21 protein-coding genes are annotated in these 21,335 nt (G+C 72.4%); 4 read left to right on the forward strand and 17 right to left on the reverse strand.

The window, feature by feature from the left end:
- Positions 1–5: 5 nt before the first annotated feature.
- The 7 genes from ABFX55_RS08505 to ABFX55_RS08535 form a co-directional block, all read right to left on the reverse strand.
- Complete coding sequence (locus ABFX55_RS08505) at positions 6–1,304, reverse strand: AAA family ATPase (protein ID WP_346119311.1); 1,299 nt, start codon at positions 1,302–1,304, stop codon at positions 6–8.
- The gene (locus tag ABFX55_RS08510; protein WP_346119313.1) at positions 1,301–2,749 is read right to left on the reverse strand and encodes a hypothetical protein; all 1,449 of its coding nucleotides are present in this window, start codon (positions 2,747–2,749) and stop codon (positions 1,301–1,303) included. The genes ABFX55_RS08505 and ABFX55_RS08510 overlap by 4 nt, the downstream gene beginning before the upstream one ends.
- Positions 2,746–3,861 carry a hypothetical protein gene (locus tag ABFX55_RS08515; protein ID WP_346119315.1) on the reverse strand — a complete coding sequence of 372 codons (1,116 nt, stop codon included), beginning with the start codon at positions 3,859–3,861 and terminating at the stop codon, positions 2,746–2,748. Before ABFX55_RS08515 ends, ABFX55_RS08510 begins: the two co-directional genes overlap by 4 nt.
- A gap of 33 nt (positions 3,862–3,894) precedes the next feature.
- On the reverse strand, positions 3,895–4,689 hold the full coding sequence (locus ABFX55_RS08520; protein WP_346119316.1) for a hypothetical protein: 795 nt from the start codon (positions 4,687–4,689) through the stop codon (positions 3,895–3,897).
- A gap of 7 nt (positions 4,690–4,696) precedes the next feature.
- Positions 4,697–5,926, reverse strand: a complete 1,230-nt coding sequence (locus ABFX55_RS08525; RefSeq protein WP_346119318.1) for a serine/threonine-protein kinase — start codon at positions 5,924–5,926, stop codon at positions 4,697–4,699.
- 91 nt (positions 5,927–6,017) lie between these two features.
- A complete protein-coding gene (locus tag ABFX55_RS08530; RefSeq protein WP_346119320.1) occupies positions 6,018–6,470 on the reverse strand; it encodes a PaaI family thioesterase in 453 nt (150 codons plus the stop codon).
- Positions 6,446–7,117: a class I SAM-dependent methyltransferase gene (locus tag ABFX55_RS08535; RefSeq protein WP_346119321.1), complete on the reverse strand. Its 672-nt coding sequence runs from the start codon at positions 7,115–7,117 to the stop codon at positions 6,446–6,448. Before ABFX55_RS08535 ends, ABFX55_RS08530 begins: the two co-directional genes overlap by 25 nt.
- 22 nt (positions 7,118–7,139) lie before the next feature.
- On the opposite strand from ABFX55_RS08535, the gene ABFX55_RS08540 reads away from it, so the two are divergent.
- Both ABFX55_RS08540 and ABFX55_RS08545 read left to right on the forward strand, forming a co-directional pair.
- On the forward strand, positions 7,140–7,607 hold the full coding sequence (locus ABFX55_RS08540; protein ID WP_346119323.1) for a hypothetical protein: 468 nt from the start codon (positions 7,140–7,142) through the stop codon (positions 7,605–7,607).
- 27 nt (positions 7,608–7,634) lie between these two features.
- The gene (locus ABFX55_RS08545; RefSeq protein WP_346119324.1) at positions 7,635–8,219 is read left to right on the forward strand and encodes a TetR/AcrR family transcriptional regulator; all 585 of its coding nucleotides are present in this window, start codon (positions 7,635–7,637) and stop codon (positions 8,217–8,219) included.
- Here ABFX55_RS08545 and ABFX55_RS08550 read toward each other — a convergent pair.
- Complete coding sequence (locus ABFX55_RS08550) at positions 8,202–9,155, reverse strand: phosphotransferase family protein (RefSeq protein WP_346119326.1); 954 nt, start codon at positions 9,153–9,155, stop codon at positions 8,202–8,204. The genes ABFX55_RS08545 and ABFX55_RS08550 overlap by 18 nt on opposite strands.
- Positions 9,152–10,336 (reverse strand): acyl-CoA dehydrogenase family protein, encoded by a 1,185-nt coding sequence (locus tag ABFX55_RS08555; RefSeq protein ID WP_346119328.1) that lies wholly within the window; start codon positions 10,334–10,336, stop codon positions 9,152–9,154. The genes ABFX55_RS08550 and ABFX55_RS08555 overlap by 4 nt, the downstream gene beginning before the upstream one ends.
- Before the next feature lie 49 nt (positions 10,337–10,385).
- Between ABFX55_RS08555 and ABFX55_RS08560 the strand changes: the two genes are divergently transcribed.
- Positions 10,386–10,721, forward strand: coding sequence for a DUF6285 domain-containing protein (locus ABFX55_RS08560; protein ID WP_346119330.1), 336 nt, complete (start codon positions 10,386–10,388; stop codon positions 10,719–10,721).
- A 251-nt stretch (positions 10,722–10,972) separates the two neighbouring features.
- Complete coding sequence (locus ABFX55_RS08565) at positions 10,973–14,521, forward strand: CHAT domain-containing protein (RefSeq protein WP_346119332.1); 3,549 nt, start codon at positions 10,973–10,975, stop codon at positions 14,519–14,521.
- 24 nt (positions 14,522–14,545) lie between these two features.
- On the opposite strand, the gene ABFX55_RS08570 is transcribed toward ABFX55_RS08565, so the two are convergent.
- The 8 genes from ABFX55_RS08570 to ABFX55_RS08605 form a co-directional block, all read right to left on the reverse strand.
- Positions 14,546–15,988, reverse strand: a complete 1,443-nt coding sequence (locus ABFX55_RS08570; protein ID WP_346119334.1) for a CATRA conflict system CASPASE/TPR repeat-associated protein — start codon at positions 15,986–15,988, stop codon at positions 14,546–14,548.
- On the reverse strand, positions 15,981–16,271 hold the full coding sequence (locus ABFX55_RS08575; protein ID WP_346119336.1) for a CATRA system-associated protein: 291 nt from the start codon (positions 16,269–16,271) through the stop codon (positions 15,981–15,983). The genes ABFX55_RS08570 and ABFX55_RS08575 overlap by 8 nt, the downstream gene beginning before the upstream one ends.
- A gap of 76 nt (positions 16,272–16,347) precedes the next feature.
- A complete protein-coding gene (gene mctP / locus ABFX55_RS08580; protein WP_346119338.1) occupies positions 16,348–17,964 on the reverse strand; it encodes a monocarboxylate uptake permease MctP in 1,617 nt (538 codons plus the stop codon).
- Positions 17,961–18,170: a DUF3311 domain-containing protein gene (locus tag ABFX55_RS08585; protein WP_183661454.1), complete on the reverse strand. Its 210-nt coding sequence runs from the start codon at positions 18,168–18,170 to the stop codon at positions 17,961–17,963. The genes mctP (ABFX55_RS08580) and ABFX55_RS08585 overlap by 4 nt, the downstream gene beginning before the upstream one ends.
- 97 nt (positions 18,171–18,267) lie before the next feature.
- Entirely contained in the window at positions 18,268–19,884 is a 1,617-nt protein-coding gene (mctP, locus tag ABFX55_RS08590; RefSeq protein WP_346119340.1) for a monocarboxylate uptake permease MctP, read from the reverse strand.
- A complete protein-coding gene (locus ABFX55_RS08595; protein WP_346119342.1) occupies positions 19,881–20,075 on the reverse strand; it encodes a DUF3311 domain-containing protein in 195 nt (64 codons plus the stop codon). The genes mctP (ABFX55_RS08590) and ABFX55_RS08595 overlap by 4 nt, the downstream gene beginning before the upstream one ends.
- A gap of 51 nt (positions 20,076–20,126) precedes the next feature.
- Positions 20,127–20,777: a carboxymuconolactone decarboxylase family protein gene (locus ABFX55_RS08600; protein WP_346119344.1), complete on the reverse strand. Its 651-nt coding sequence runs from the start codon at positions 20,775–20,777 to the stop codon at positions 20,127–20,129.
- Entirely contained in the window at positions 20,777–21,325 is a 549-nt protein-coding gene (locus tag ABFX55_RS08605) for a VOC family protein (protein ID WP_346119346.1), read from the reverse strand. The genes ABFX55_RS08600 and ABFX55_RS08605 overlap by 1 nt, the downstream gene beginning before the upstream one ends.
- Positions 21,326–21,335: the final 10 nt, after the last annotated feature.

Raw genomic sequence — 21,335 nt, forward strand, 5'->3', positions numbered from 1 at the left:
GGTCCTCACTCCCCGCGCGCGTCGCGGGCCGAGATCCGGTGCCTGGCGAGATGTTCGAGCACCGACTGGTTGGCCTCCCAGCCGTCGGGGAACTTCACGGGCACCCCCAGCTGCACGGTCTCGGCCGAGGGATGGGCGTCGAGCAGCTCGGGAATGCCCGCTCTGGCCACCACCACGCAGGCGTGCCTGTGGCGTGAGGCCAGCACGCACAGCCGTCCTGACTCGAGGTGGAAAGCGGTGGCGTCCCTGCGTCCCGACAGCGGGTGCAGCACCACGGTCACGTCGTACTCGCGTCCCTGGAGCCTGTTGGCGGTGTCGACGGTGATCTCGGGCGGCACGCCCGCGTTCCTGATCGCCGCCACCTGGTCGCGATGGGCGGCGCCGACCGCGATGCGGTCGGCCGTCACGGGAGCCTCACCCCGCTCGGAGTAGGCGACGCCCCCGCGCTGCAGCAGCCGGGTGGCCAGCAGCGCCACCGCCTGGACGGCCTCGGCGTCGGTGCGGACCGTGTGGCGGGCCGGCAGCTCAAGCAGCGCCCAGCCCGCGCGGGCGGCCTCCTCCAGGGTGCGGTCGTAGACGGTGCCCATGCCCTCGGTGGTGAGCTCCATCCGGCGCTCGCCTGGCCCGGTGCCCGCCCTGAACCCGGTGAAGGGGTAGAAGGCCCGCGACACGACGGGCGCCGCCGAGGCGGGCAGCCGCCACGACACCGGAAGGCGGTGGACGGGCAGGTCGGGGTTGTGGCGCAGCAGCACCGACACCGCGCTCTGCACCGGGTCCCACGACAGCCCGGCCCACCGGTCGGCCTCCACGATCGAGAACGGGTCGAGCTGTCCTGGATCGCCCACGAACAGCGCCCGCTCGAACAGCCCCGCGATGCGCAGCAGCTTGTCCGAGCGCATCTGGTAGGCCTCGTCGACGATCGCCCACGGCCAGGTGCGGCCGCTGATCCAAGCCCACTTGTCGGCGGTGGCGATCACGATGGCCGGATCGTTGAGGTCCTGCACCTTGGTGCCGATCGTGACGCTCGGCAGCTCGAGCAGCCTGAGCGGCGCCACGTAGCCCGAGGCCGACAGGCGGCCCACGCTCAGGTCGGGATGCTTGTCGGCGATGCGCTCGATGAGGTCGTCGACCTGCTCGTTGGTCTGGGCCACGATCATCAGCGGCTCGCCCGTCGCCGCCAGGTGCGCCGCGGCCCGCACGACCAGCGTCGACTTGCCCGCGCCCGGCGGCGAGTCGACGACCACGCCCCTGTGCCTCGGCAGGTCGGCGAGGACGGCCTGGATGACCTCTTCGGGGCTGCTCATGCCCATTCCTCCTGAGCGTCCTCGTCGTTCGCGACGTACTCCTGCGGCGGGCCGCCGTGCGTCCATGGCGTGGCGTCCCTGTCGGGCAGGGCGGCAGAGCCCTGGAAGTCGTCGGTCAGCGAGGTGTAGCAGACGCGCTCGCCCGGCTCGGGCACCGACCCGGGAGCGGGTGTCCTGCCCCTGCCCATGCCCTTGGTGATCTTCAGGGTGACCAGGCCGTCGCTCACGTCGACCAACTGCGCCGCCTGGCCGCGGCGGTCGGGCGTGCCGAGCGTGGCGCCCGGTGGCAGGCGTACGGGGTCGTCGGTCTTGACCAGGACGACCGGGCGCAGCTTGCGTGAGCGGCCCTCGCCCTCGGTGTGCTCGGGGTCGGTCTCGATGACCTCGCCGGCGAAGGCCTCACCCGTCAGGCGGTACTCGGCCATGACCAGCGGATCGTCGTAGGCACGCTGCACCTCGAAGGCCGCCTGCGCGCGCTCCATCCTGGACAGCCTGGAGGCGGCCGCGACGGCGCCGTCACGGCGGGCCTGCGGCGGCGCGCCCTCGGCGACCTGCTCGGCCATCATGCTGAACGAGCCGCGGTCGCTCTCCCACCGCGTGGCGACGCTGGCCCCCTCGGGCAGGGCGCGCAGCAGGTCGACGGCCTGCCACATCAGCCGCCACGTCGGCGCCAGCTGCGTGCGCAGCGCCTCGGTGACGCGCTCCACCGTGCCGCTCTCGATCGCGGGCGCGAGCACCTCGGCGTCGAACCCCGGGTCGGTGGCGGGGCCCGCGGGCGGCCAGATCAGCGGGTCCTCGGCCTCCTGAGCGGCCTGCGGCCCCGTGCGCCCAGGGGGAGGAGAGATCCAGCCGAGCAGCGCGGCCAGGTTGGCGTCCTCCAGACCGCTCTGCCCGCTGGCCCAGTGGCGGCCGAGCTCCTCGGTCGCCGCCAGCGTCAGCGACGAGCCGGGGTGCGCGGCGCGCTCGGCGAAGTAGGTCAGCCACCTGCCCAGCAGCGGCACCTCGGCGGGCACGGGATAGGGCCCGTCGGGACGGCGGAACCTCGTCGACCTGCCGAGCAGCCTGGTGAAGGCCACGCCCGAGGGATTGGGCAGCAGCAGCTGCGGCGCGTCCAGCGCCCGCTGGTAGGGGTCGGCGTTCTTCTTCTCGACCGTCTCGCTCTGGCCGAGGAAGCTCTCCACGTACGGCAGCAGCACCCGCGCCAGCTCCGCCGTGAAGGCGAACCGCAGGTCCCTGTTGCGCGGCTGGGCCACCACGAGCAGCTCGGGCGCGTCGCGATCGGTGCCCAGCATGACCGCCAGCGGCGCCGCGGCCTCGCCGGAGAGCCTGAGCGGCACGAAGACCATGGGACGCCGGCCGAGATGGCAGTGGCGGACCGTGGCGATGGGCTGCGCCACGCCCTCCTTGATCGCCCTCAGCCTGGCCAGCGAGGTCAGGATGCTCACGCCAGGCACTCCCTGCGCAGCCGTTCGGCGTCACGGAGCAGGCGCGCGATCTCCTCCTGGCCGGGGGCGGGCTCCCTGAGCCCGTCGGCCAGCGCCAGCGCCTCCTCCACCGTCGCCACCCCGCCCAGCTCGTCGCGCACCTGCCTGCCGAGCAGGTCGGAGGCCCCGTCGCGTCTCGCCTCGTCGCGGCAGAAGAAGCACAGGTCGCAGGTGGACAGGCAGTCGGGCGCGTAGCGGGCGCTCACCTGCTGGATCGCCTCGGCGAGGGCCTCGGCCGACCTGGTGGGCGCGCCGTCCTCGCCGGGCAGCAGGTCGAAGCTCACCCCTTCGGGCAGCTCGGCCAGCAGCCTGTCGATCGAGGTCATCCTGGCCAGCTGCCGCTTCAGCACGGCCAGCTGCCTGCGCACGTCGACCAGGGTGGCCATCGGGCGGTTGGCGAAGTTCTCCGGGCAGACCAGCACCACGTCGTGCGCCACCAGCAGCGGGTCGTGGCCGAGCTCCTCGAGGAGCGAGCGCAGCGCCAGCACGTACACCGCCGCCTGCCTGGCGGCCGCCGACACGCTGGCGGGATCGGCCTGCCCGTCGATCACCGCGAACGACTTGATCTCCACGATGTGGAAGCGCCCGCCGTGCTGGAAGGCCACCACGTCGGGCTCGAGGAAGGCGGTGTGCCCGGCGATCTTCAGGCTGAGCAGCGGATGGTCGTAGAGCGTGCCCTGCTCGCCCCTCGCCGCCCTGTCGAACAGGGTGCGGGTGTGGGCATGCCGCAGGTGGGCGCCGACGTTCTGCACGTCCTGGTAGGCCACCTCGTCGATCGGCAGGCGCAGCACGTCGCGCAGCAGCCTCAGCAGCTCCGCGCAGCCGTCGGCCTTGACCAGCGCCTCGAAGGCGTTGCCCCTGGTGATCGCGAACGGCGACTGGCCGAACGGGGCGGGGAAGCCCAGGTGCCTGGCGGCGGCGTCCTTGTCGACGCCCGCGCCGTCCATCAACGCCCTACGCGCGCATCCCGGGTTGGCCGCCAGGGCGGCGATGGCCCTGGCGTCGTGGGGCTTGGCGGGCGTCGTGCCCCGCAGCGAGTCGAGCCCGCTCACCCTCTCACCGACGGTCGCCATCGGCCTCCGCTCTCCTCGCCTGACTTGTCGGGCTCACGCGCACGCACCCTTCCTCGCGACATCGCTCAGCGTAGCCGCGCCGAACAGCCGCGCCACCTCATCCAGCTGTGCGGCGGCGCGTTGTGCCAGCTCCGCGCGCTGCCGCGTGTCGGCGTCGAGGTGGACCGCCAGCTCGGCCCTGGCCGCGACGGCCACCCGCTCGGGGTCGGGCTCGCCGAAACCGCTCCCCGCGTCGGGCACGTTGCGCGCCATTCTGGCGAGCAGCCGCTGCGCCGCGGGGGAGGGGTCGTCGAGCCGTCCCGCGCACGCGGCCACCTGGACGGTCGCCACCAGGAAGTCGACGCGCGGGCTCAGCGGACCCACCACCCTGCGCTCCTGCGGCCAGGTGCTCACCGCCAGCAGCCCCCTGGCAGGGGTGAGCCTGTCGGTGAGCGCGGCGCACACGTAGTGGGGCCTGGCGTACGGCGAGCGCCTGAACGTGCGCTCCTCGTCGCGCCTCAGCGTGGTGAGCTGCGAGCTGCGCAGCGGTTCGGCGAAGAACGCGTCGTGGACGCTCACCACCAGCCGCCCGGCCGCGGGCACGCCGAGCAGCGTCAGCGCCCTGTGGACGCGCTCGCGCACCGGCACCGCGACCCGCCCCTCCGGCTCGCCGGGACGTGCGGAAACCTGGGGAGGGGCGCTGACCAGGGTGTCCCATGCCCGCTCGGCCTTGCGCAGCTGCCCGCGCAGCTCACGCGCGAGGGCGGGCTCCCTGGCCCTGGCGGCGGTGCGGACCTGGGCGCGCAGCAGGTCGATGCGTCGCTCGAGCTCGTCGAGGTCGTCGCTCAACAGGAGGTCACCTGCCCTCCATGAGCATCAGCACGACCCCGATCGCGATCATCACGGCGAACAGCGCGGAGACGGCGGCGTAGACCCCGCCACCCCTTCCGCGGCGCGACATCGCGGTGGGCGCCGCACGCAGGTCGCCGTCGTGACCGGCGGGCCATCCGGCGGCGTGTCCCCTCGCCGGCCCGTGTCCTGGCCCGTGTCCTGGCCCGTGTCCTGGTCTCTGCTCCGGTCGCGGCCCTGTCGGCGCGGCGGCCCATCCGCCGGCGTGAGCCGCCCCCGCGCCCGTGGGCGCGGTGCTCCAGCCCGCCCCCTGGGCGGCCGCCTGCCCCGTGGGCATCGGGCTCCAGCCGCCCGATTGCGCGGCCATGGGCGCGGGAGGCGGGCCCTGCCATCCCGCGTCGCCCGGCGGGGCGGGCGGGCCCGCCGTACCGGACAGGTCGGTGGCGGCCAGGGCGTCGCGGAACGCGGCGGCCGTCGGGGTCCGCAGGGCGGGATCGGTGGCCAGCGCGCGCCGCAGGACCTCTGTGAAGGCGGCGGGCACGCCGGGGATCTCGGGCACGGGCCTGCGGTGCAGCGCCATGATCACGGCGAGGTTGGCCACGCCGCTCTCGGGAAAGCGCGGAGGCCGCCCCGACAGCAGCGCGTAGAGAGTGGCCGACAGCGAGTAGACGTCGCCCGCCGCCGTCGGCTCGGTCAGCTCGAACGCCTCGGGCGGGGCGTAGGCGGGGGTGAGCGACTCGCGCGTCACCGACATCTCCGCGCCGGGCTCCGGCATCGTCGCCAGCCCGAAGTCGGACAGCACGACGTTGCCGTAGCGGTTGACCAGGATGTTGGCGGGCTTGACGTCACGGTGCAGCACCCCCGCCGCGTGCGCGGCGGCCAGCGCGTCGGCGATCCTGACGCCGATGTCGCGCACCTCGGCGACGGTCAGCGTGCCCGCGCGCAGGCGGTCGGCCAGCGACCCGCCGGGGCACAGCTCCAGCACCATGTACGGCCGGCCGTCGCGCAGCACCCCCGCGTCGTAGACGTGCGCGACGTGGGGATGGCCCGACAGCGCGCCGGCCGAGGTGACCTCGCGCACGAAACGCCGCTGGTCACGCTCGGAGACGAGCACCCTGCTGTCGACCTTGAGCGCCACCTCGCGGCCGACCGCCAGCTGCCGCGCCTGGTAGACGACGCCGAAGCCGCCCTGGCCCAGCAGCCCGAGCACCTCGTAGCCTGGCACCTCGGGCGCCACCGCCCACCTCCGATCACCGTTCTGGAGCGGCAGACTATCGCCAGGCTCCGACAGATCGGACACCCGCTGAGCCCGCTGAGGTCAGCGGTGGTCAGCCGGGTGTGGTCAGCCGGTTCGGCGTGAGGCTGGAGGTGGCCTGCGCGCACAGGCGGCCGTCGGCGGCGGTGACGGTCGCCAGCGTCAGGATGCGCGTCCTGCCCCTGTGCGTCACCGTGCCGGCCACGGTGTAGATCTCCCCGGCCCGCACCGGCCGCAGGTAGTCGACGTTGAGGTTCATCGTCAGGTGGAGCGTGGGCCGCTCGGCCGCGCTCCCGCTCGCCATGCCGCACGCGTCGTCGAGCGCCGTGGCGATGTAGCCGCCGTGCACCACGCCCGACCTGTTGGTGAGCTCGGGCCCTGGGCGCCAGACCAGCTCGACCCTGCCGGGCTCCACCAGCACCAGCCGCAGGCCCAGGTGCGTCAGATGGGGGGAGGACTCCACGCTGCCGTCGGCGATGGCGCGCAGGAAGTCGGCCCCCGTCATGCCGGTACGGCCCGCGCCCACGTGCGGTCCTCGGTGAGAAAGCCGTCGAGGGCGAGCCCTGCGCGCGCCAGGTCGGCGGCCAGGTCGTCCACGGTGAGGCGGCGCGACTGGAAGGACTGCGTCCAGACCCGCTCGCCCGCCGTGTAGCGCATGGTGGCCGCGAACGTGCCGGGAGAGATCTCCTCGAGCTCCGTCATCATGATGCCGACGCCGTCGCGCTCGCTGCCCCTGCCTGCCGCCCACTGGTCGTGCGCCTCGGGCGGCTGCCACTGGATCAGCACCGAGCCGCCCTCGGCCACGTGCCGCGCGCAGGAGGCCAGCAGCTCGTGGCGCAGCGCGGCGTCGGGGAGATTGACCAGATAGGAGGCGAGGACGACCGAGTCGAAGCGCTCGCCGAGGTCGAGCTCCTGCGCGCTGGCGCACACGGTGCGGGCGCCGCGCACGTGCGCGAGCATCTCGGCGGACTCGTCCACGGCGACCACCTCCAACCCCGCTTCGAGCAGGGGATGGGTGACTCTGCCCACCCCGGAGCCGAGCTCCAGGACGGTGCCGTTCGGGGGCGTCGCGGCGGCGATGACGCGCGCCTCCTCGCCGGGAGGCAGCAGCGTGTAGAACTCGACGGGCGATCCGTCGGGGGTGATGGTTCCAGGACCCGTTCCGCTGTTCATGATCCGACCCTAACCTCGGAGGGTGCGCCATGTGACTGGAGCGATGATCGGACTGGCCGCGCTGCCCGTCGTCTACTACCTCACGGAGGCGGGCGCGGCGGGCCTGCGCGCCGGATACGCGCTGCAGCAGCCCGATCCGCTCGGACCCGCATGGCTGGGGGCGGCCGTCGCGGTGAGCGGCGCGCTGGCCTGCGCCCCCCGGCTGTCACCGCTGGCCGCGCTGGTGTGCGGGCTGCCGCTGACCCTGCTCGGGCTGCTGTTCGCCGCCGCCCCCGAGAGCGCCGCGCGGGCGGTGAGCGCGCTGCCGCCGATGGGCCTCCTCGCGGGCGCGGCCCACGGATCCGGCACCGCCGAGCCTCCAGGGCTGTTGCCCGGCGTGACGGGGCTGTACCTGGTGATCGGCGGCCTGCTGGTGCTCACGGCGCTCCCTCCTTCGCGATGGCGCCCTCCGAAGCCCGCTCCTCCGCAGGTGACGACCCCTCGCGGGTGAGGAACGAAGCGGGACTATCCTGGCCCCGTGAACGGTAGGGACCCCGATCGGCGCAAGGCGCTGCTCGACGCCGCCGACCGGGCCATCCTGCGCGAAGGGCCCCACGTGTCGATGGCGGCCATCGCCGCCGAGGCCGGGATCACCAAGCCGATCCTCTACCGTCACTTCGGCGACAAGAGCGGCCTGTACCAGGCGCTGGCCGACCGGCACGTGCGCAGGGTCATCGCGCAGCTGCGCCCCGAGTTCGTCAGGACCAGGACCGACCCCCGAGGGCGGGCCCGCGCGGCGGTCGAGGTCTACCTCGACCTCATCTCGGCCAACCAGAACCTCTACAGGTTCCTGTTCCACCGGGCCAGCGCCGAGGACACCGGCGTGCGCAGCCACATGACGGCGCTGGTGCGCGGGCTGGGCGAGGAACTGGGCGCGGTACTGGCCGCCGAGCAGGTGGTGCCCGACCCCGTGCGGGCGCAGATCCTCGGCCACGCCTTCGTCGGCATGGTGCAGACGACCGGCGACTGGTGGCTCGAACACCCCGAGGTCGGGCGCGAGCAGGTGGTGGAGGGGCTGGTCGAGGTGATCGTGGCCGCCTTCATCTCAAACACGGTCGGCTGACAGCGCCTCCAGCAGGTCCCACTCGGTCTCGCAGACGCGCCTGCCGATCGCGGCCAGCTCCACCGACCTGGTCGCGCCCGTCAGGTGCCGCAGGGCCTGGGTGACGCAGATGACGCCCCACTTGAGCACCCCGAACGTCTCCCACCAGCGCAGCGCCCGCCTGTCCACCCGGTGGCCCGAGGCGCGCTCGTAGGCCGCCACCAGGTCGTCGTACTCGCCGAACCCGCCGACGGGAGCCTTCGCGCCGAACCTCCACGCCTTGACGCACAGCCAGCCGAGGTCCTCGACCGGGTCGCCCGCGTGGGCCAGCTCCCAGTCGAGGACGGCGCGCACCCCCTCGGGCCCGACGACCAGGTTGCCGTTGCGGAAGTCGCCGTGCACGACGGTGGTGCGGGCGCTGTCCGGCCTGGTCCGCTCCAGCCTGCGCAGGGCCAGCTCGAACACCGGGTGTGGCTGTCCCGTCAGGTCGAGCACCTCCCGCCACCTGGCGAGCGGATCCTCGGGCTCGGCCCGCTCGACGGCGTCGAGCGGCATCCTGTGCACCGCCGCCAGCGCCGTCCCGCACTGGGCCGCCAGCAGCGGCCTGGCACGTTCGTAGCGTTCGTCGCGCAGGATCCTCCTCGGGATCGTCTCGCCCTCCACCCTGCTCATCACCAGGTAAGGCTCGGCCGCCGCCACCACCTCGGGAACCGGCACCCCCGCCGCGGCCGCCGCCCTGAGCAGCCGCGCCTCCTCCAGCAGCCCGCGGCCCAGACCGGGCGCCGCCCCCTGGTCCTCGTGCGCGGCGGCCAGCCGGACGACGAGCCGGTGCGGGCGCTCGTCGCCGTCGACGACGTCCACCGCCCAGGTCTCCCTCGACGCGCCGCCCGACAGCCTGGTCCGTGAGACGACCTCGCACCCGTTCCCGAACGCCTCCTCGACGATGGTGGAGATCATCGCAGCCCGAACTCCCAGTTGCCGCCCGCCGCGTAGGCGCCGAGGATGCGCCGCCCGACCGAGTCGACGTGGACCTCGTCGGGGCCGTCGTAGATGCGGCCCGCCCTCGCGTGCCGGTACATCCGGTCCAGGGGCGTGTCGGGGGTCAGGCCTGCGGCGCCGTACACCTGGATGGCGCGGTCGATCACGTTGTGCAGCATCCGCGCGCCGACCACCTTGATCGCGCCGATCTCGACGCGGGCGTCCTGGCCGGCGTCCATGGCGTGCGCCGCGTGCAACGTCAGCAGCCTGGCCGACTGGATCTCGGCGTAGGAGTCGAACACGTGCTGGCGCATGAGCTGCTTGCGCGCCAGCGGCTCGCCGAAGGCCGAGCGGGCGTGCAGCCTGCCGCACATCAGGTCGAAGGCGCGCTGCGCCTGGCCGAGCCAGCGCATGCAGTGGAAGATGCGGCCGGGGCCCAGCCGCCTCTGGGCGATCACGAACCCCTGCCCCCTCGGGCCGAGCAGGTTGGCCGAGGGCACCCGCACGTCGTCGTAGCGCACCTCGCAGTGCGCCCCCGACAGCCCGAGCACGGGGGTCTCCCGCACGATGGTGTAGCCGGGCGTGCTCGTCGGCACCAGGATCATCGAGAACGCCAGGTGCGGGGGCGCCTCCTGCGGCTCGGTCCTGCACATGACGGTCGTGTACGCCGCCCTCGACGCGCCCGTGGTGAACCACTTGTGCCCGTTGATCACCCACTCGTCGCCGTCCAGCACGGCGGCGGTCCTCAGCTGGGTCGGGTCGCTGCTGGAGACCAGCGGCTCGGTCATCGCGAAGCTGGGCCAGATGTCGCCGCCGACCAGCGGCTTCAGGTAACGCTCACGCTGGGCGGGCGAGGCGTGCTCGTGCAGCATCAGCGAGTCCTGCAGGGTGAAGGTGCCCAGCACCAGCTGCCCGAACTCACTGCGGCCCTGCACCTCGTTGACGTAGGCGTAGTCGAGGAAGGGCAGCCCGCCGCCGCCGAGCTCGCGCGGGTGCCCGAGCGCCCACAGCCCCTCCTTCTTCGCCTCCCGCTGCAGCTCACGCAGCAGCGAGCCGTCGTCCTCCAGCAGGGCGGGCTCGGCGGGCTCGACCCGCTCGGTCATGAACGCGTGGACGGCGTCGCGCACCGGCCTGACACTGTCGGGGACGGCGAAGGTCATGAAAGGATCACAACCCGAAACCCGTTGCATAGTCAATAAGGGGTTCCTTATGGCGGCGCCACACGACGTGCCCACGGCGGCGGAGCTGGTCGCGGCCGTGCGCGAGTTCCTGGAGCGGGACGTGCTGCCCGAGGTGGAGGGGCGCGTGCGCTTCCACACCAGGGTGGCGGTCAACGTGCTCGGCATGGTCGAGCGCGAGCTCGAACTCGGGCCCTCCCACGCCCTCGCGCACGCCGAACGGCTCGACCGGCTCGGCGTGGCCGACGACGCCGAGCTCGCCGCGGCGGTCCGGGAGGGAAGGTTCGAGGAGGAGGAGCTGCTCGGCGTGCTGACGGCCGCCGTCAGGGACAAGCTGATGGTTGCCAACCCGCGTCATCTCGCCTGAGTAGCCGGATACTCAGGCGCGTCGGGCATCTCGGCGGCACTCTGGAGCCATGAACGCAGGCGGGTTCAGAGCGATGCGGGCGAGGATGGCGGCGGCGCTGGCCATGGGCCATTTGGTCAGGTACGCCCAGAGCGGTGATCCGCAGGAGCTGCATCGGGCTATCGCGGCCGGTCGCAGGGCGCTCGCGCTCACCTCCGAGGACGACCCCCCTCTACCCCGAACGCCTCTCAGCGCTCGGTGACGCGCTCTCGATGGCCTTCGACCACGGCGAGGACAAGGAGCTGCTGCGCGAGGCGCTGTCCCTGCAGGAGCGGGCGGTGCGGGCCGCGCCCCCCGGACATCCGGCCGCGGGCATGGTGCGCGTCAGCAGAGGGATCGCGCTGATCAACGACTACCGCTCGGGCGGCCCGCCCGGCCATCTCGACCAGGCGATCGAGGTGCTCGCCGAGGCGGAGTCGCTGCTGCCGCAGGGGAGCGAGGAGGCGACGCTGGCGCTCAGCAACCACGCCGAGGCCTACCACCGCCGTTACGAGCGCGACGGCAGGCGTGCCGACGCGCGGGAGTACGCCGCCAAGCTGCGCGCCGCGGTGGCGGCCACGCCGCAGGGCGACCCCGCCCTGATCTTCAGATCCGCCAAGCTGGCCGCCGCGCTGGTGCTGGTGCGCGACGAGCCTGGCGCCGAGGACGACCTCAAAAAGGCGCTCGACGTCGTCCGCGCGGGGCTGCCCGGCGTGCCCGAGCCGATGCGCAGGCAGATCCACCTCATCGCGGGCGCCCTGCTGTACGGCGAGCTGCCTCCGCTGGACCACGAGCAGCTGGACCAGCTGCGCGAGATCTCCAGGAACCTGCGGGAGAGGGGCACGATCGGGACGGACCTGCGCGCCGCCGTCCTGAGCGACCTGGGAGGCGCCGTCGTCGAGCAGGCCATGCGCTCGGGCCGGATCGAGGAGATCGACGGCGCGATCTCGATGCTGCGCGACGCGCTGAGGGAGGCCCCGCCCAGCGGAAAGGAGCGGGCGGCCGTGCTGACCAATCTCGGCAGGATGCTCGGCCACAAAATGGAGTGGATGAGCGACCTGAGCGGCGTGGACGAGATGATCGACGTGCTCAGGCAGGCTGTGGAGACGTTGCCCGCCGGCCATCCCGACCACGGCCTCTATCTGGTCAACCTCGCCAACGCTCTGGCGCTCAAGCACGGCGTCGAGGGCGGCGACGCGCTCCAGCGCGAGCTGATCGGCAGCTACCGGCAGGCGGTGCGGGAGACGGCGCCCGACCACGCCGAGCGCGGCATCGCGCTGACCGGGCTGGGCTCGGCGCTGTTCGGCCGCTACGAGCGCTGGGGCGGCCGCGCCGACCTGGACGACTCGATCGCCTCGCACAGGGCCGCCGTCGAGGCCACTCCAGCCGGCCATCACTACCGGCCGCTGTACCTGGCCAACCTCGGTAACGCGCTCGGCCGCAGGCACGAGGTGACCGGTTCGACCGCCGACCTGGACGCGGCGGTCGCAGCGCTGCGCGAGTGCGTCTCGATCACCCCGCCGCTGCACCCGCACAGGGGCGGCTGGATCGCGTCGCTGGCGACCGTGCTGGTCATGCGGTTCGACAGGGTCGGCGAGCGGGACGCCCTGACGGAGGCGGTGTCTCTCTACCGGCAGGCGCTCGACGAGGCTCCCAAGGAGCATCTGCAACGCCACATGATCCTGACCAACCTCGGCAGGGCGCTGCTGCGGCAGGAGCTGCTCGAGGAGGCGGTCGCGGTCATGCGCGAGGCCGTCGCCGCGGCGCCGCCCACCAACACCCAGGCGCCCACGGGCCTGGCCACCGCGCTGGTGCTGCGCTTCTTCCAGGCTCAGGACGGCGACCTCACGGGGGAGGAGTACGCCGCGCTGGCGCTGTCGCTGCTGAGGGGCGAGGAGCCGCCGGTCGCCGAGCTGGCCGAGCGGCGCAGGCTCGGGCAGGGCGAACTGCTGGACGAGGCGATCGCCATCCTGCGCGAGGTCCTGGACAGGACCGCGCGAGGCGAGCCCGACAGAGCCCGCGCGGCAGGTCAGCTGGGCACTGCGCTGCACGTGCGCGCCGCCATGACCGGCAGGGGACGCCACCTCGACGGCGCGATCCGCACGCTGCGTGGCGCCGCGGCGGGTGCGGCGGAGGACGAGCCGGTGCTGTCGATCACGCGCTACCACCTGGCGCAGGCGCTGGCCGACCGGTGGCGGCGCTCGGGTGACGAGCGCGACCGTGAGGAGGCGGCGCGGGAGTTCGCCGCGGCCGCCTCCGTCGAGACCGCTGCCCCCGCCTGGCGGGCGGGGGTGGCCAAGCACTGGGGCGAGTTCGTCGCCGAGCACGAGGGACCCGCCGCCGCCGTCCTGGCCTTCGCGACCGCGGTGGGCCTGCTCGACGCCGCCGCCTGGCGCGGCATGCGCCGCCAGGAACAGGAGCGGGCCCTGTCGGGGTTCCAGGGGCTGGCCAGTGACGCGGCCGCGTGCGCGATCGCCGCCGGCCGTCCGGAACTCGCGATCGAGCTGCTGGAGCAGGGCAGAGGCGTCCTGCTCGCCCAGATCATCGACGCGCGCCCGCGACACGACGCGCTGCGTGTGGCCGCTCCCGCCCTCGCCGACCGCCTCGCGGAGATCCAGGACGGCCTCGACACCGTCGAGGACCTCGACAGGCGGCACGTGCTGGCCCGCGAGAGAGAGGAGACGCTGGCCGCGATCCGCGCGCTGCCGGGGCTGGCGGACTTCCTGCGGCCGCCGCCGTTCGCCGACCTGCGCGCCGCGGCGGCCGAGGGTCCGGTGGTGGTGGTGAACGTCAGCAGGTACCGCTGCGACGCGCTCGTCGTCACCGCCGAAGGCGTCACGCTGGTTCCGCTGCCCGGGCTGCGCGCGCAGGAGGTCGCCGAGCGGGCGGCAGGCTTCGTCGAGGCGGTCGGGGCCTACGCCCACGACGACGACCCCGACCCCGAGCTGCTGGAGCGGGTACCCGCGGCCCTCGAATGGCTCACCGAGGTGATCGGCCGCCCGGTGCTCGCCTTACTCGGCGCGCCGCCCCTGCCAGGCGCGACGTGGCCGCGCCTGTGGTGGTGCCCCACGGGCGCGCTGTCGCTGCTGCCTCTGCACGCGATCACCGTCGACGTCGCCGCCTCGTCGGTCACCCCGACCCTGCGCGCGCTCATCCATGCCCGTGAGCAGGCGGCGCCGACCGCGCCAGGCCGTTCGCTGCTGGTCGCCCTGCCCAGCACGCCGGGCGCCGACGACCTGCCGGGCGTCGCCCGCGAGAGCGAGGTCGTCAGGCGGCTGCTGCCCGGCGCGATCTGCCTGGAAGGGCCCTCGGCGGTACGGCAGGCCGTCCTCGACGCCCTGGCCGCCAGCCCGTGGGCGCACTTCGCCTGCCACGCCGAACAGGATCCCGGCGACCCTTCGCAGGGACGGCTGCTGCTGCACGACGGGCCGCTCACGGTCAGGGAGCTGGCCACGGCCAGGCTGGAGCGGGCCGAGTTCGCCTTCCTCAGCGGGTGCGAGACCTCGCGCGGCGGCGACGTGCTGGCCGACGAGTGCGTCAGCCTGGCCGCCACGGTCCAGCTGGCCGGTTATCCCAGCGTGATCGGCTCGCTGTGGCCGATCGCCGACCGCCACGCGCCCGTGGTGGCGGAGGCGGTCTACGCGATGATGACCGGCGGCGGGACAAGGCCGCCCGACCCGCGCGCCGCCGCCCTCGGCCTGCACCTGGCCGTGCGCGCCCTGCGGGAGGAGCACCCCGGCCTGCCGATCCTGTGGGCGCCCTTCACCCACATCGGGCCCTGACGCTGACCACCAGCGGCGACCGGCTCAGCGGAGCCTGACCGCCCACGCCCCGAGGACGAACGCGGGCGCGGCCAGCCCCGCCGTCCAGCCGGGCGGCGCGGCCGTGCCCGTGGCGAGATGGAAGGCGAGCGCGCAGCCCACCCAGGCCAGGGCCGCGCACGCCAGCCCGGCCGACCCCCTGATGGCCAGGCGCGTCCAGCGCTGTCCGGGCGCGCCTGGTTCGCCCGCCGTCCAGAGTGTGACCGTGGCAAGCAGCAGCGCGAGCGAGCCCAGTGTGGCGATCACCGCCGGCGTGACGGAGCCCGGCAGCGGCACCCGGTAGCCGAAGGCCTGGATCGCGGCCAGCACCATGAGCGCCGCGCCCACCACTGCGGCCTGCAACAGGTTGAGCCGCTCGCGGTGGCGCTGGACCTCCTCCTGGCGGTGCTGCAGGCGTTCGCGCCGGTCCTGCACCGCCTCCTCGGCCGCCTGGACCGCCTCGGTGAGCCCGTCGCGCACGCGCTCCCTGGCCGCTTCGAGGTAGAGCAGGTCGTCATCGAGCCGCTGACCCAGCCAGGCGGCCAGCTCCAGGTCGTCGCGGACGGGGCCAGGTGTGGCCGCCAGCGTCGTCGAGGGGCGCAGGTTGGCCTCGGCGATGCGCACGGTGCGCTCCATCTCCCGCAGCAGCGTCGTCGCCCTGGTCAGCCCGTCAGGGCCGGACAGCAGGCCCGACAGCCGCCGCCTGACCTCCAGCAGCCGCTCGGCGGGGTCGTCGGAGGAGGCCCTGTGCCGCTCGCGAAGCGCCTCGTCGGCGCGCCGCAGCACCTCGTCGGCGTCGAAGCGGTCGCGCTGCCTCAGCTGGTGCCTGACCTTCGCGGCGTGCAGCAGGTGGAGGGTGAGGGCCGGGACGGAGTCCCCTCCCGGCGTCCACATCCACGCCTCCGAGTCGTCCTGCCGGTGTACCGCGCTGATCACCAGCAGCCTGCGCGTGAGACGGTCGTCGGCTCCCCGCTGCTCCCACACGGCCGTGTGCCCGTCGACCAGCAGCGCCGTGCCCAGCTGCGACAGAGGGAAGCCGTGAGGAGCCTCGGCGGGAGGGGCCGTGAGGTCGTGGGCGACACCGGTGAACAGGCGCGCCTCGCCCAGCGCCCACGCCGGCAGGTCACCGGCCGTCCGGGTCCAGCGCTCCTCCAGCTCGCGCCAGCTCACCTCGTCCCGTGCCGGCGGGGACATGCCGACCGTCAGCGCCAGCACGTCGTGCCTGCGCCGTACGACGGCCTCGACGATCTCCTCCCGGGAGCGCGACCGGCGCGCGGCCAGCACGGGCCTGCGCGCCGGTTCGTCCAGGCCCAGCCGGTAGGGGCCGAGCTCGGGGATGGACCACGTCATGCCCAGGTCCTCGCCCAGTCGCTCCCACAGCGCGGTCAGCTGCTCGCCGCAGCCGGAGGCGGGCGCGAAGACGTGGACGACCAGCGCCCGCTCATCCATCCTCGGCGGGCTCCCGCTCCTCGAACTCGACGACCAGCCGGTTCAGCCGCTCCCTGGTCTCCTCGGGGATCGGCCTCCTCGGTGGGTCGCCGTGCCGGTTCCTCAGCCGCACGGGGCCGATCAGATCCAGGTCCCTGACGGCCAGCGCCGCGGCCCGCTGGTCGCCCGAGCTCGCCGCCTCGTCCAGCGCGCGCAGCGCCCGGTCGACGCGTGCCCAACGGCCCTCGGACAGCCGGTAGCCGGAGATCGCCCGCAGGATGGTGACCGCTCTCTCCCGATCCATGGCGCCATCGTAGGAGCGAGACGACGAAAGGGGATGAGTACCGGGATACTCACCCCCTTTCAGGACACCGGCAGGGTCAGTGCGCCCCCGACAGATCGAGGTCCTTGACCTTGGGGTCGCCCTCGTCGGCGAAGTAGTCGCCGCGGGAGGTGGCGTCCTCGCCGTCGGCGACCTTGGCCGCGCGGAAGATCAGGGTGGCCACGGCGGCGACCACCAGGTTGACCGTCAGCGCGATGACGCCCGCGTACAGCGTGGCCTTGGTGTCGAAGCCGAAGTTGGCCAGCGGGAAGGCCGAGCCGCCGAAGTGCAGCTTGCCGTTGGCCGGGTTCGGGATCAGGTAGAGCATCCACATGCCCGCCGCCAGACCGGCCGCCCAGCCGGCGATGAGGCCGCCCTTGTGGAACCAGCGGGTGTAGAGGCCCAGCGCGACCGAGGGGAGGGTCTGCAGGATCACCACGCCGCCGATGAGCTGCAGGTCGATGGAGAACTGCGGGTCGAGCAGCAGGATGCACAGCACCGCGCCGACCTTGACCACGAGCGAGACCAGCTTGGAGACCTTGGCCTCCTGGGCGTCGGTGGCCTGCTTGTTGAGGTACTCGCGGTAGATGTTGCGGGTGAACAGGTTGGCCGCCGCGATGGACATGATGGCCGCGGGTACCAGGGCGCCGATGCCGATCGCCGCGTAGGCCACACCGGTGAACCAGTCGGGGAACATCTGGTCGAACAGCACGGGCACGACCGTGTTGTTGTCGCCCTTGCCGGTCTCGGGGTTGACGATGGGCTTGACGCCCGCCGCGATCGCCATGAAGCCCAGCAGCGCGATCAGGCCGAGCAGGAAGCTGTAGGCGGGGAGGGCGGACATGTTGCGCTTGATGACGTTGCGGTTCTTGGAGGCCAGCACGCCGGTGAGGCTGTGCGGGTACAAAAACAGCGCCAGCGCCGAGCCGAAGGCCAGCGTGATGTACTGCAGCTGGTTGTTGGCGTTGAGCAGGATGCCGTCGCCGGGCGCGGGGGTCTTGGCGAACTTTTCCGCCGCCGCGTCGAAGATGCTGCCCCACCCGCCCAGCTTGGCCGGGATGTAGATCACCGCGGCCAGGATCACGATGTAGATCAGTGTGTCCTTGACGAAGGCGATCAGCGCGGGGGCGCGCAGGCCCGACTGGTAGGTGTAGGCCGCCAGGATGGCGAACGCGATGATGATCGGCAGGTGCCCGGTGATGCCCATCGCCTTCAGCACCGCCTCGATGCCGATCAGCTGCAGCGCGATGTAGGGCATCGTCGCCACGATGCCGGTGATCGCGATCAGCAGCGCCAGCGTCGGCGAGCCGAACCTGGCCCTGACGAAGTCGGCGGGCGTGACGAACCCGTGCACGTGCGAGACCGACCACATGCGCGCCAGCACGAGGAAGACCAGCGGGTAGACCACCACCGTGTACGGCAGCGCGTAGAAGCCGAGCGCGCCGGCGCCGAAGACCAGGGCGGGGACGGCCACGAAGGTGTAGGCGGTGTAGAGGTCGCCGCCCACCAGGAACCAGGTGATCCAGGTGCCGAAGTTGCGGCCACCCAGACCCCACTCGTGCAGGCTCTCGATGTCCTTGGGCCTGCGCCACTTGGCGGCCACGAAGCCCATGCCGCTGACCACCAGGAAGAGGGCGACGAAGACGACCAGCTCGGTCGTGTGCTGGCCGCTCACTTGGTCATCCTGTAGACGATCGTCGTGCAGACGACGCCGACGACGATGAAGGCCAGCTGGAGCCAGTAGAACAGCGGGAAGCCCGCCACCCTGGGCTCGTCGGAGTTGAACAGGAAGGTCAGCAGCGGCAGCACGATCGGCACGAACAGCAGCCAGTTCCACGGACTGCGGTCGCCGCGCTCCTGCCCGGTTTCGGGGCTGGACAAGTGATCACCCTCCGGAACGAAAGAAGTTGCACGCACACTAACGTTCCGGAGGTTTTAACCACAGCACATAAGCTTGTTACGGTTTGGCCTAAATTCGCTACGTCGATGACTCGAGTTCCAGATCCTTGACTCGCGGATCGCCCTCGTCGGCGGTGAAGTGGTCGGGCCTGGTGCCGTCGGGGCCGTCGGGCACCTTGGCCGCCCTGGCGACGAGCGTGCCCACGACGGCCACGATCAGGTTGAGCAGCAGCGCGAGGAAGCCCGCGTAGATCGTCATCTTGGTGTCGAAGCCGAGCTTCTCCAGCGGGAACGCCGAGCCGCCGAAGTGCGCGTGCTTGATCGCCGGGTTGGAGATGTTGTAGAGCAGGACGAGCCCGCCGCCCATGCCCGCGACCCAGCCCGCGATCAGCCCCGCCTTGTGGAACCACCGCGTGAACAGCCCGATGGCCACCGACGGCAGCGTCTGCAGGATGATCACGCCGCCGATGAGCTGCAGGTCGATGGAGAACTGCGGGTCGATGAGCAGGATGAACAGCACCGCGCCCACCTTCACCACCAGCGAGGTGAGCTTGCTGACGCCCGCCTCCTGGGCGTCGGTGGCCTGCGGGTTGATGTACTCGCGGTAGATGTTGCGGGTGAAGAGGTTCGCCGCGGCGATCGACATGATGGCCGCGGGGACGAGCGCCCCGATGCCGACCGCCGCGAACGCGATCCCGGCGAACCAGTCCGGGAACATCTGGTCGAACAGCACGGGCACGACCGTGTTGTTGTCGGTGCCGATCGGTTTCACGCCCGCCGCGATGGCCATGTAGCCGAGCAGCGCGATCAGGCCGAGCAGCAGGCTGTAGGCGGGAAGCGCGGACATGTTGCGCTTGATCACGTTGCGGTTCCTGGAGGCCAGCACGCCGGTGATGCTGTGCGGGTAGAGGAACAGCGCCAGCGCCGAGCCCAGCGCCAGCGTGAAGTACTGCAGCTGGTTGTTGGCGTTGAGCAGGATGCCGTCGCCCGGCGCCGGCGTGGCGGCGAACTTCTCCTGGGCCCTGCCGAAGATCACCTCCCAGCCGCCCAGCCTGGCGGGGATGTAGATGATCGCGACGAGGATGACCAGGTAGATCAGGATGTCCTTGACGAAGGCGATCAGCGCCGGCGCCCGCAGCCCGGACTGGTAGGTGTAGGCGGCCAGGATGACGAACGCGATGATGAGCGGCAGGTCCGACAGCAGCCCGCTGCCGCCGATGCCCATCGTCTTCAGCACCGCCTCGATGCCGATCAGCTGCAGCGCGATGTAGGGCATCGTCGCCACGATGCCGGTGATCGCCACCAGCAGCGCCAGCGTCGGCGAGCCGAACCGCACCCGCACGAAGTCGGCGGGCGTGACCAGGCTGTGCACGTGCGAGACCGACCAGAGCCTGATCAGGACCAGGAAGACCAGCGGGTAGACGATCACCGTGTACGGCACGGCGAAGAACCCCATCGCGCCCGCGCCGAACAGCAGCGCGGGGACCGCCACGAAGGTGTAGGCGGTGTAGAGGTCGCCGCCCACCAGGAACCAGGTGATCCACGAGCCGAAGTTGCGCCCGCCGAGACCCCACTCGTTCAGCGACGCCAGGTCCTGGGGCCTGCGCCAGCGGGCGGCCACGAACCCCATGCCGCTGACCACCAGGAACAGAACGGTGAAGATGACGATCTCGGTGACGTGCTCGCCCGGGTTCATCGCGTCATCCTGTAGACGAGGGTCGTCGTGGCGACGCCGAGGATGATGAAGGCGAGCTGGAGCCAGTAGAAGAGCGGGAAGCCTAACAGCGTGGGTTCGGCGGCGTTGAACAGGAACGTCATCAACGGGACGGCGATGGGCACCAGCAGCAGCCAGTACCAGGGACTGCGGTCGCGATTGTTACCGGGCAAGGCGTCCTCCCTTTTCCGTTGCCCGGCACATTAGTTTTCTGGCTGTGCCCGTCAGCTCGTAGATCGCTGAACGGTAGGGTCCTCGCGCCGAACGGTCAGCTCGTCGGCGATGTCGCGCGTGCCGTACCCCTCGGGGGCGGGCACCTCGGTGATCGGATCGGGCCTGTCGTCGAACTCCAGGCGCAGCGCCCGCGCCATCGTCGCGTGCATCTCGTACAGGCACGTGACGTAGGTCAGCTCGAGGATCTGCTCGTCGGGCAGGTGCCGCTTCAGCACGGCGAAGACCTCGTCGTGCACCCTGCCGCCGTCGAGGACCAGGCCGTCGGTGTAGGCGAGCACCGCCCGCTCCAGCTCGCCGAACTCCTCGCTGACCTGCCAGTGCGCGACGGCGCGCACCTTCTCCTCCGGCACGCCGAGCGCCCTCAGCTGCTTGCAGTGCTGGGAGTAGACGAACTGCGACTGCCCGGCCCATCCTGCGCGGGTCTGGCCCAGCTCGCGCAGCACCGGGTCGAGCGCGGACTCACGGTAGAGCTGGAAGCCCTTCACGCAGTGCCTGAAGATCGCCGGGTCCTGGGCGAAGACCGTCCACCAGTCGCCGGGCGAGCCCGTCGCGGTGCCCTCGGGCGTCAGCAGCCGGTCGTAGAAGAACGCGACCACGGGGTCGCCGACCTCCTCACGGGGCACCTGGCGCAGGCGCGGCATCAGAGGGTCCTGTCGGCGGCGGTCTTCGGCTCGTGCCGGACGTCCTCGGGGCGGTCGAGCTCGCGCAGCCAGCAGGCGAACTCGATCAGCACGCCGTCGGGGTCCTTGAAGTAGATGGAGCGCACGAACACGCCGTCGTGCAGGGAGGGCGCGACGCCGAACTCGCTGTCGTCGTGGTTGAGCAGCACCCCGACGTCGATGCCCTTGGCGACCAGCCGCTCCCTGTACTCCTCGATCTTCTCAGGCGGCACGTCGAAGGCCAGGTGGTTCATCGAGCCCACCGCCGAGAGCAGCTCGCCCCTGTCGGGCAGGTTCCTGGGCTGGGAGACGCCGGGCACGCCGTCCGGCGCGTCGGGGAACCAGAAGAAGGCGAGGGCGTTGCCGCCGCCGCAGTCGAAGAAGAAGTGCTGGCCCCAGCCCATGGGCAGCTCGATCGTCTTGATCAGCGGCATGCCGAGGACGCCGGAGTAGAAGTCGACGGTCTGCTTCATGTCCGAGCAGACCAGCGCGATGTGGTTGACGCCGCGAAGCTCGAATTCGGTGTTCATAGTAACCAAC

It is taken from the genome of Nonomuraea roseola, assembly GCF_039535395.1.
Classification (GTDB): Bacteria; Actinomycetota; Actinomycetes; order Streptosporangiales; family Streptosporangiaceae; genus Nonomuraea; species Nonomuraea roseola.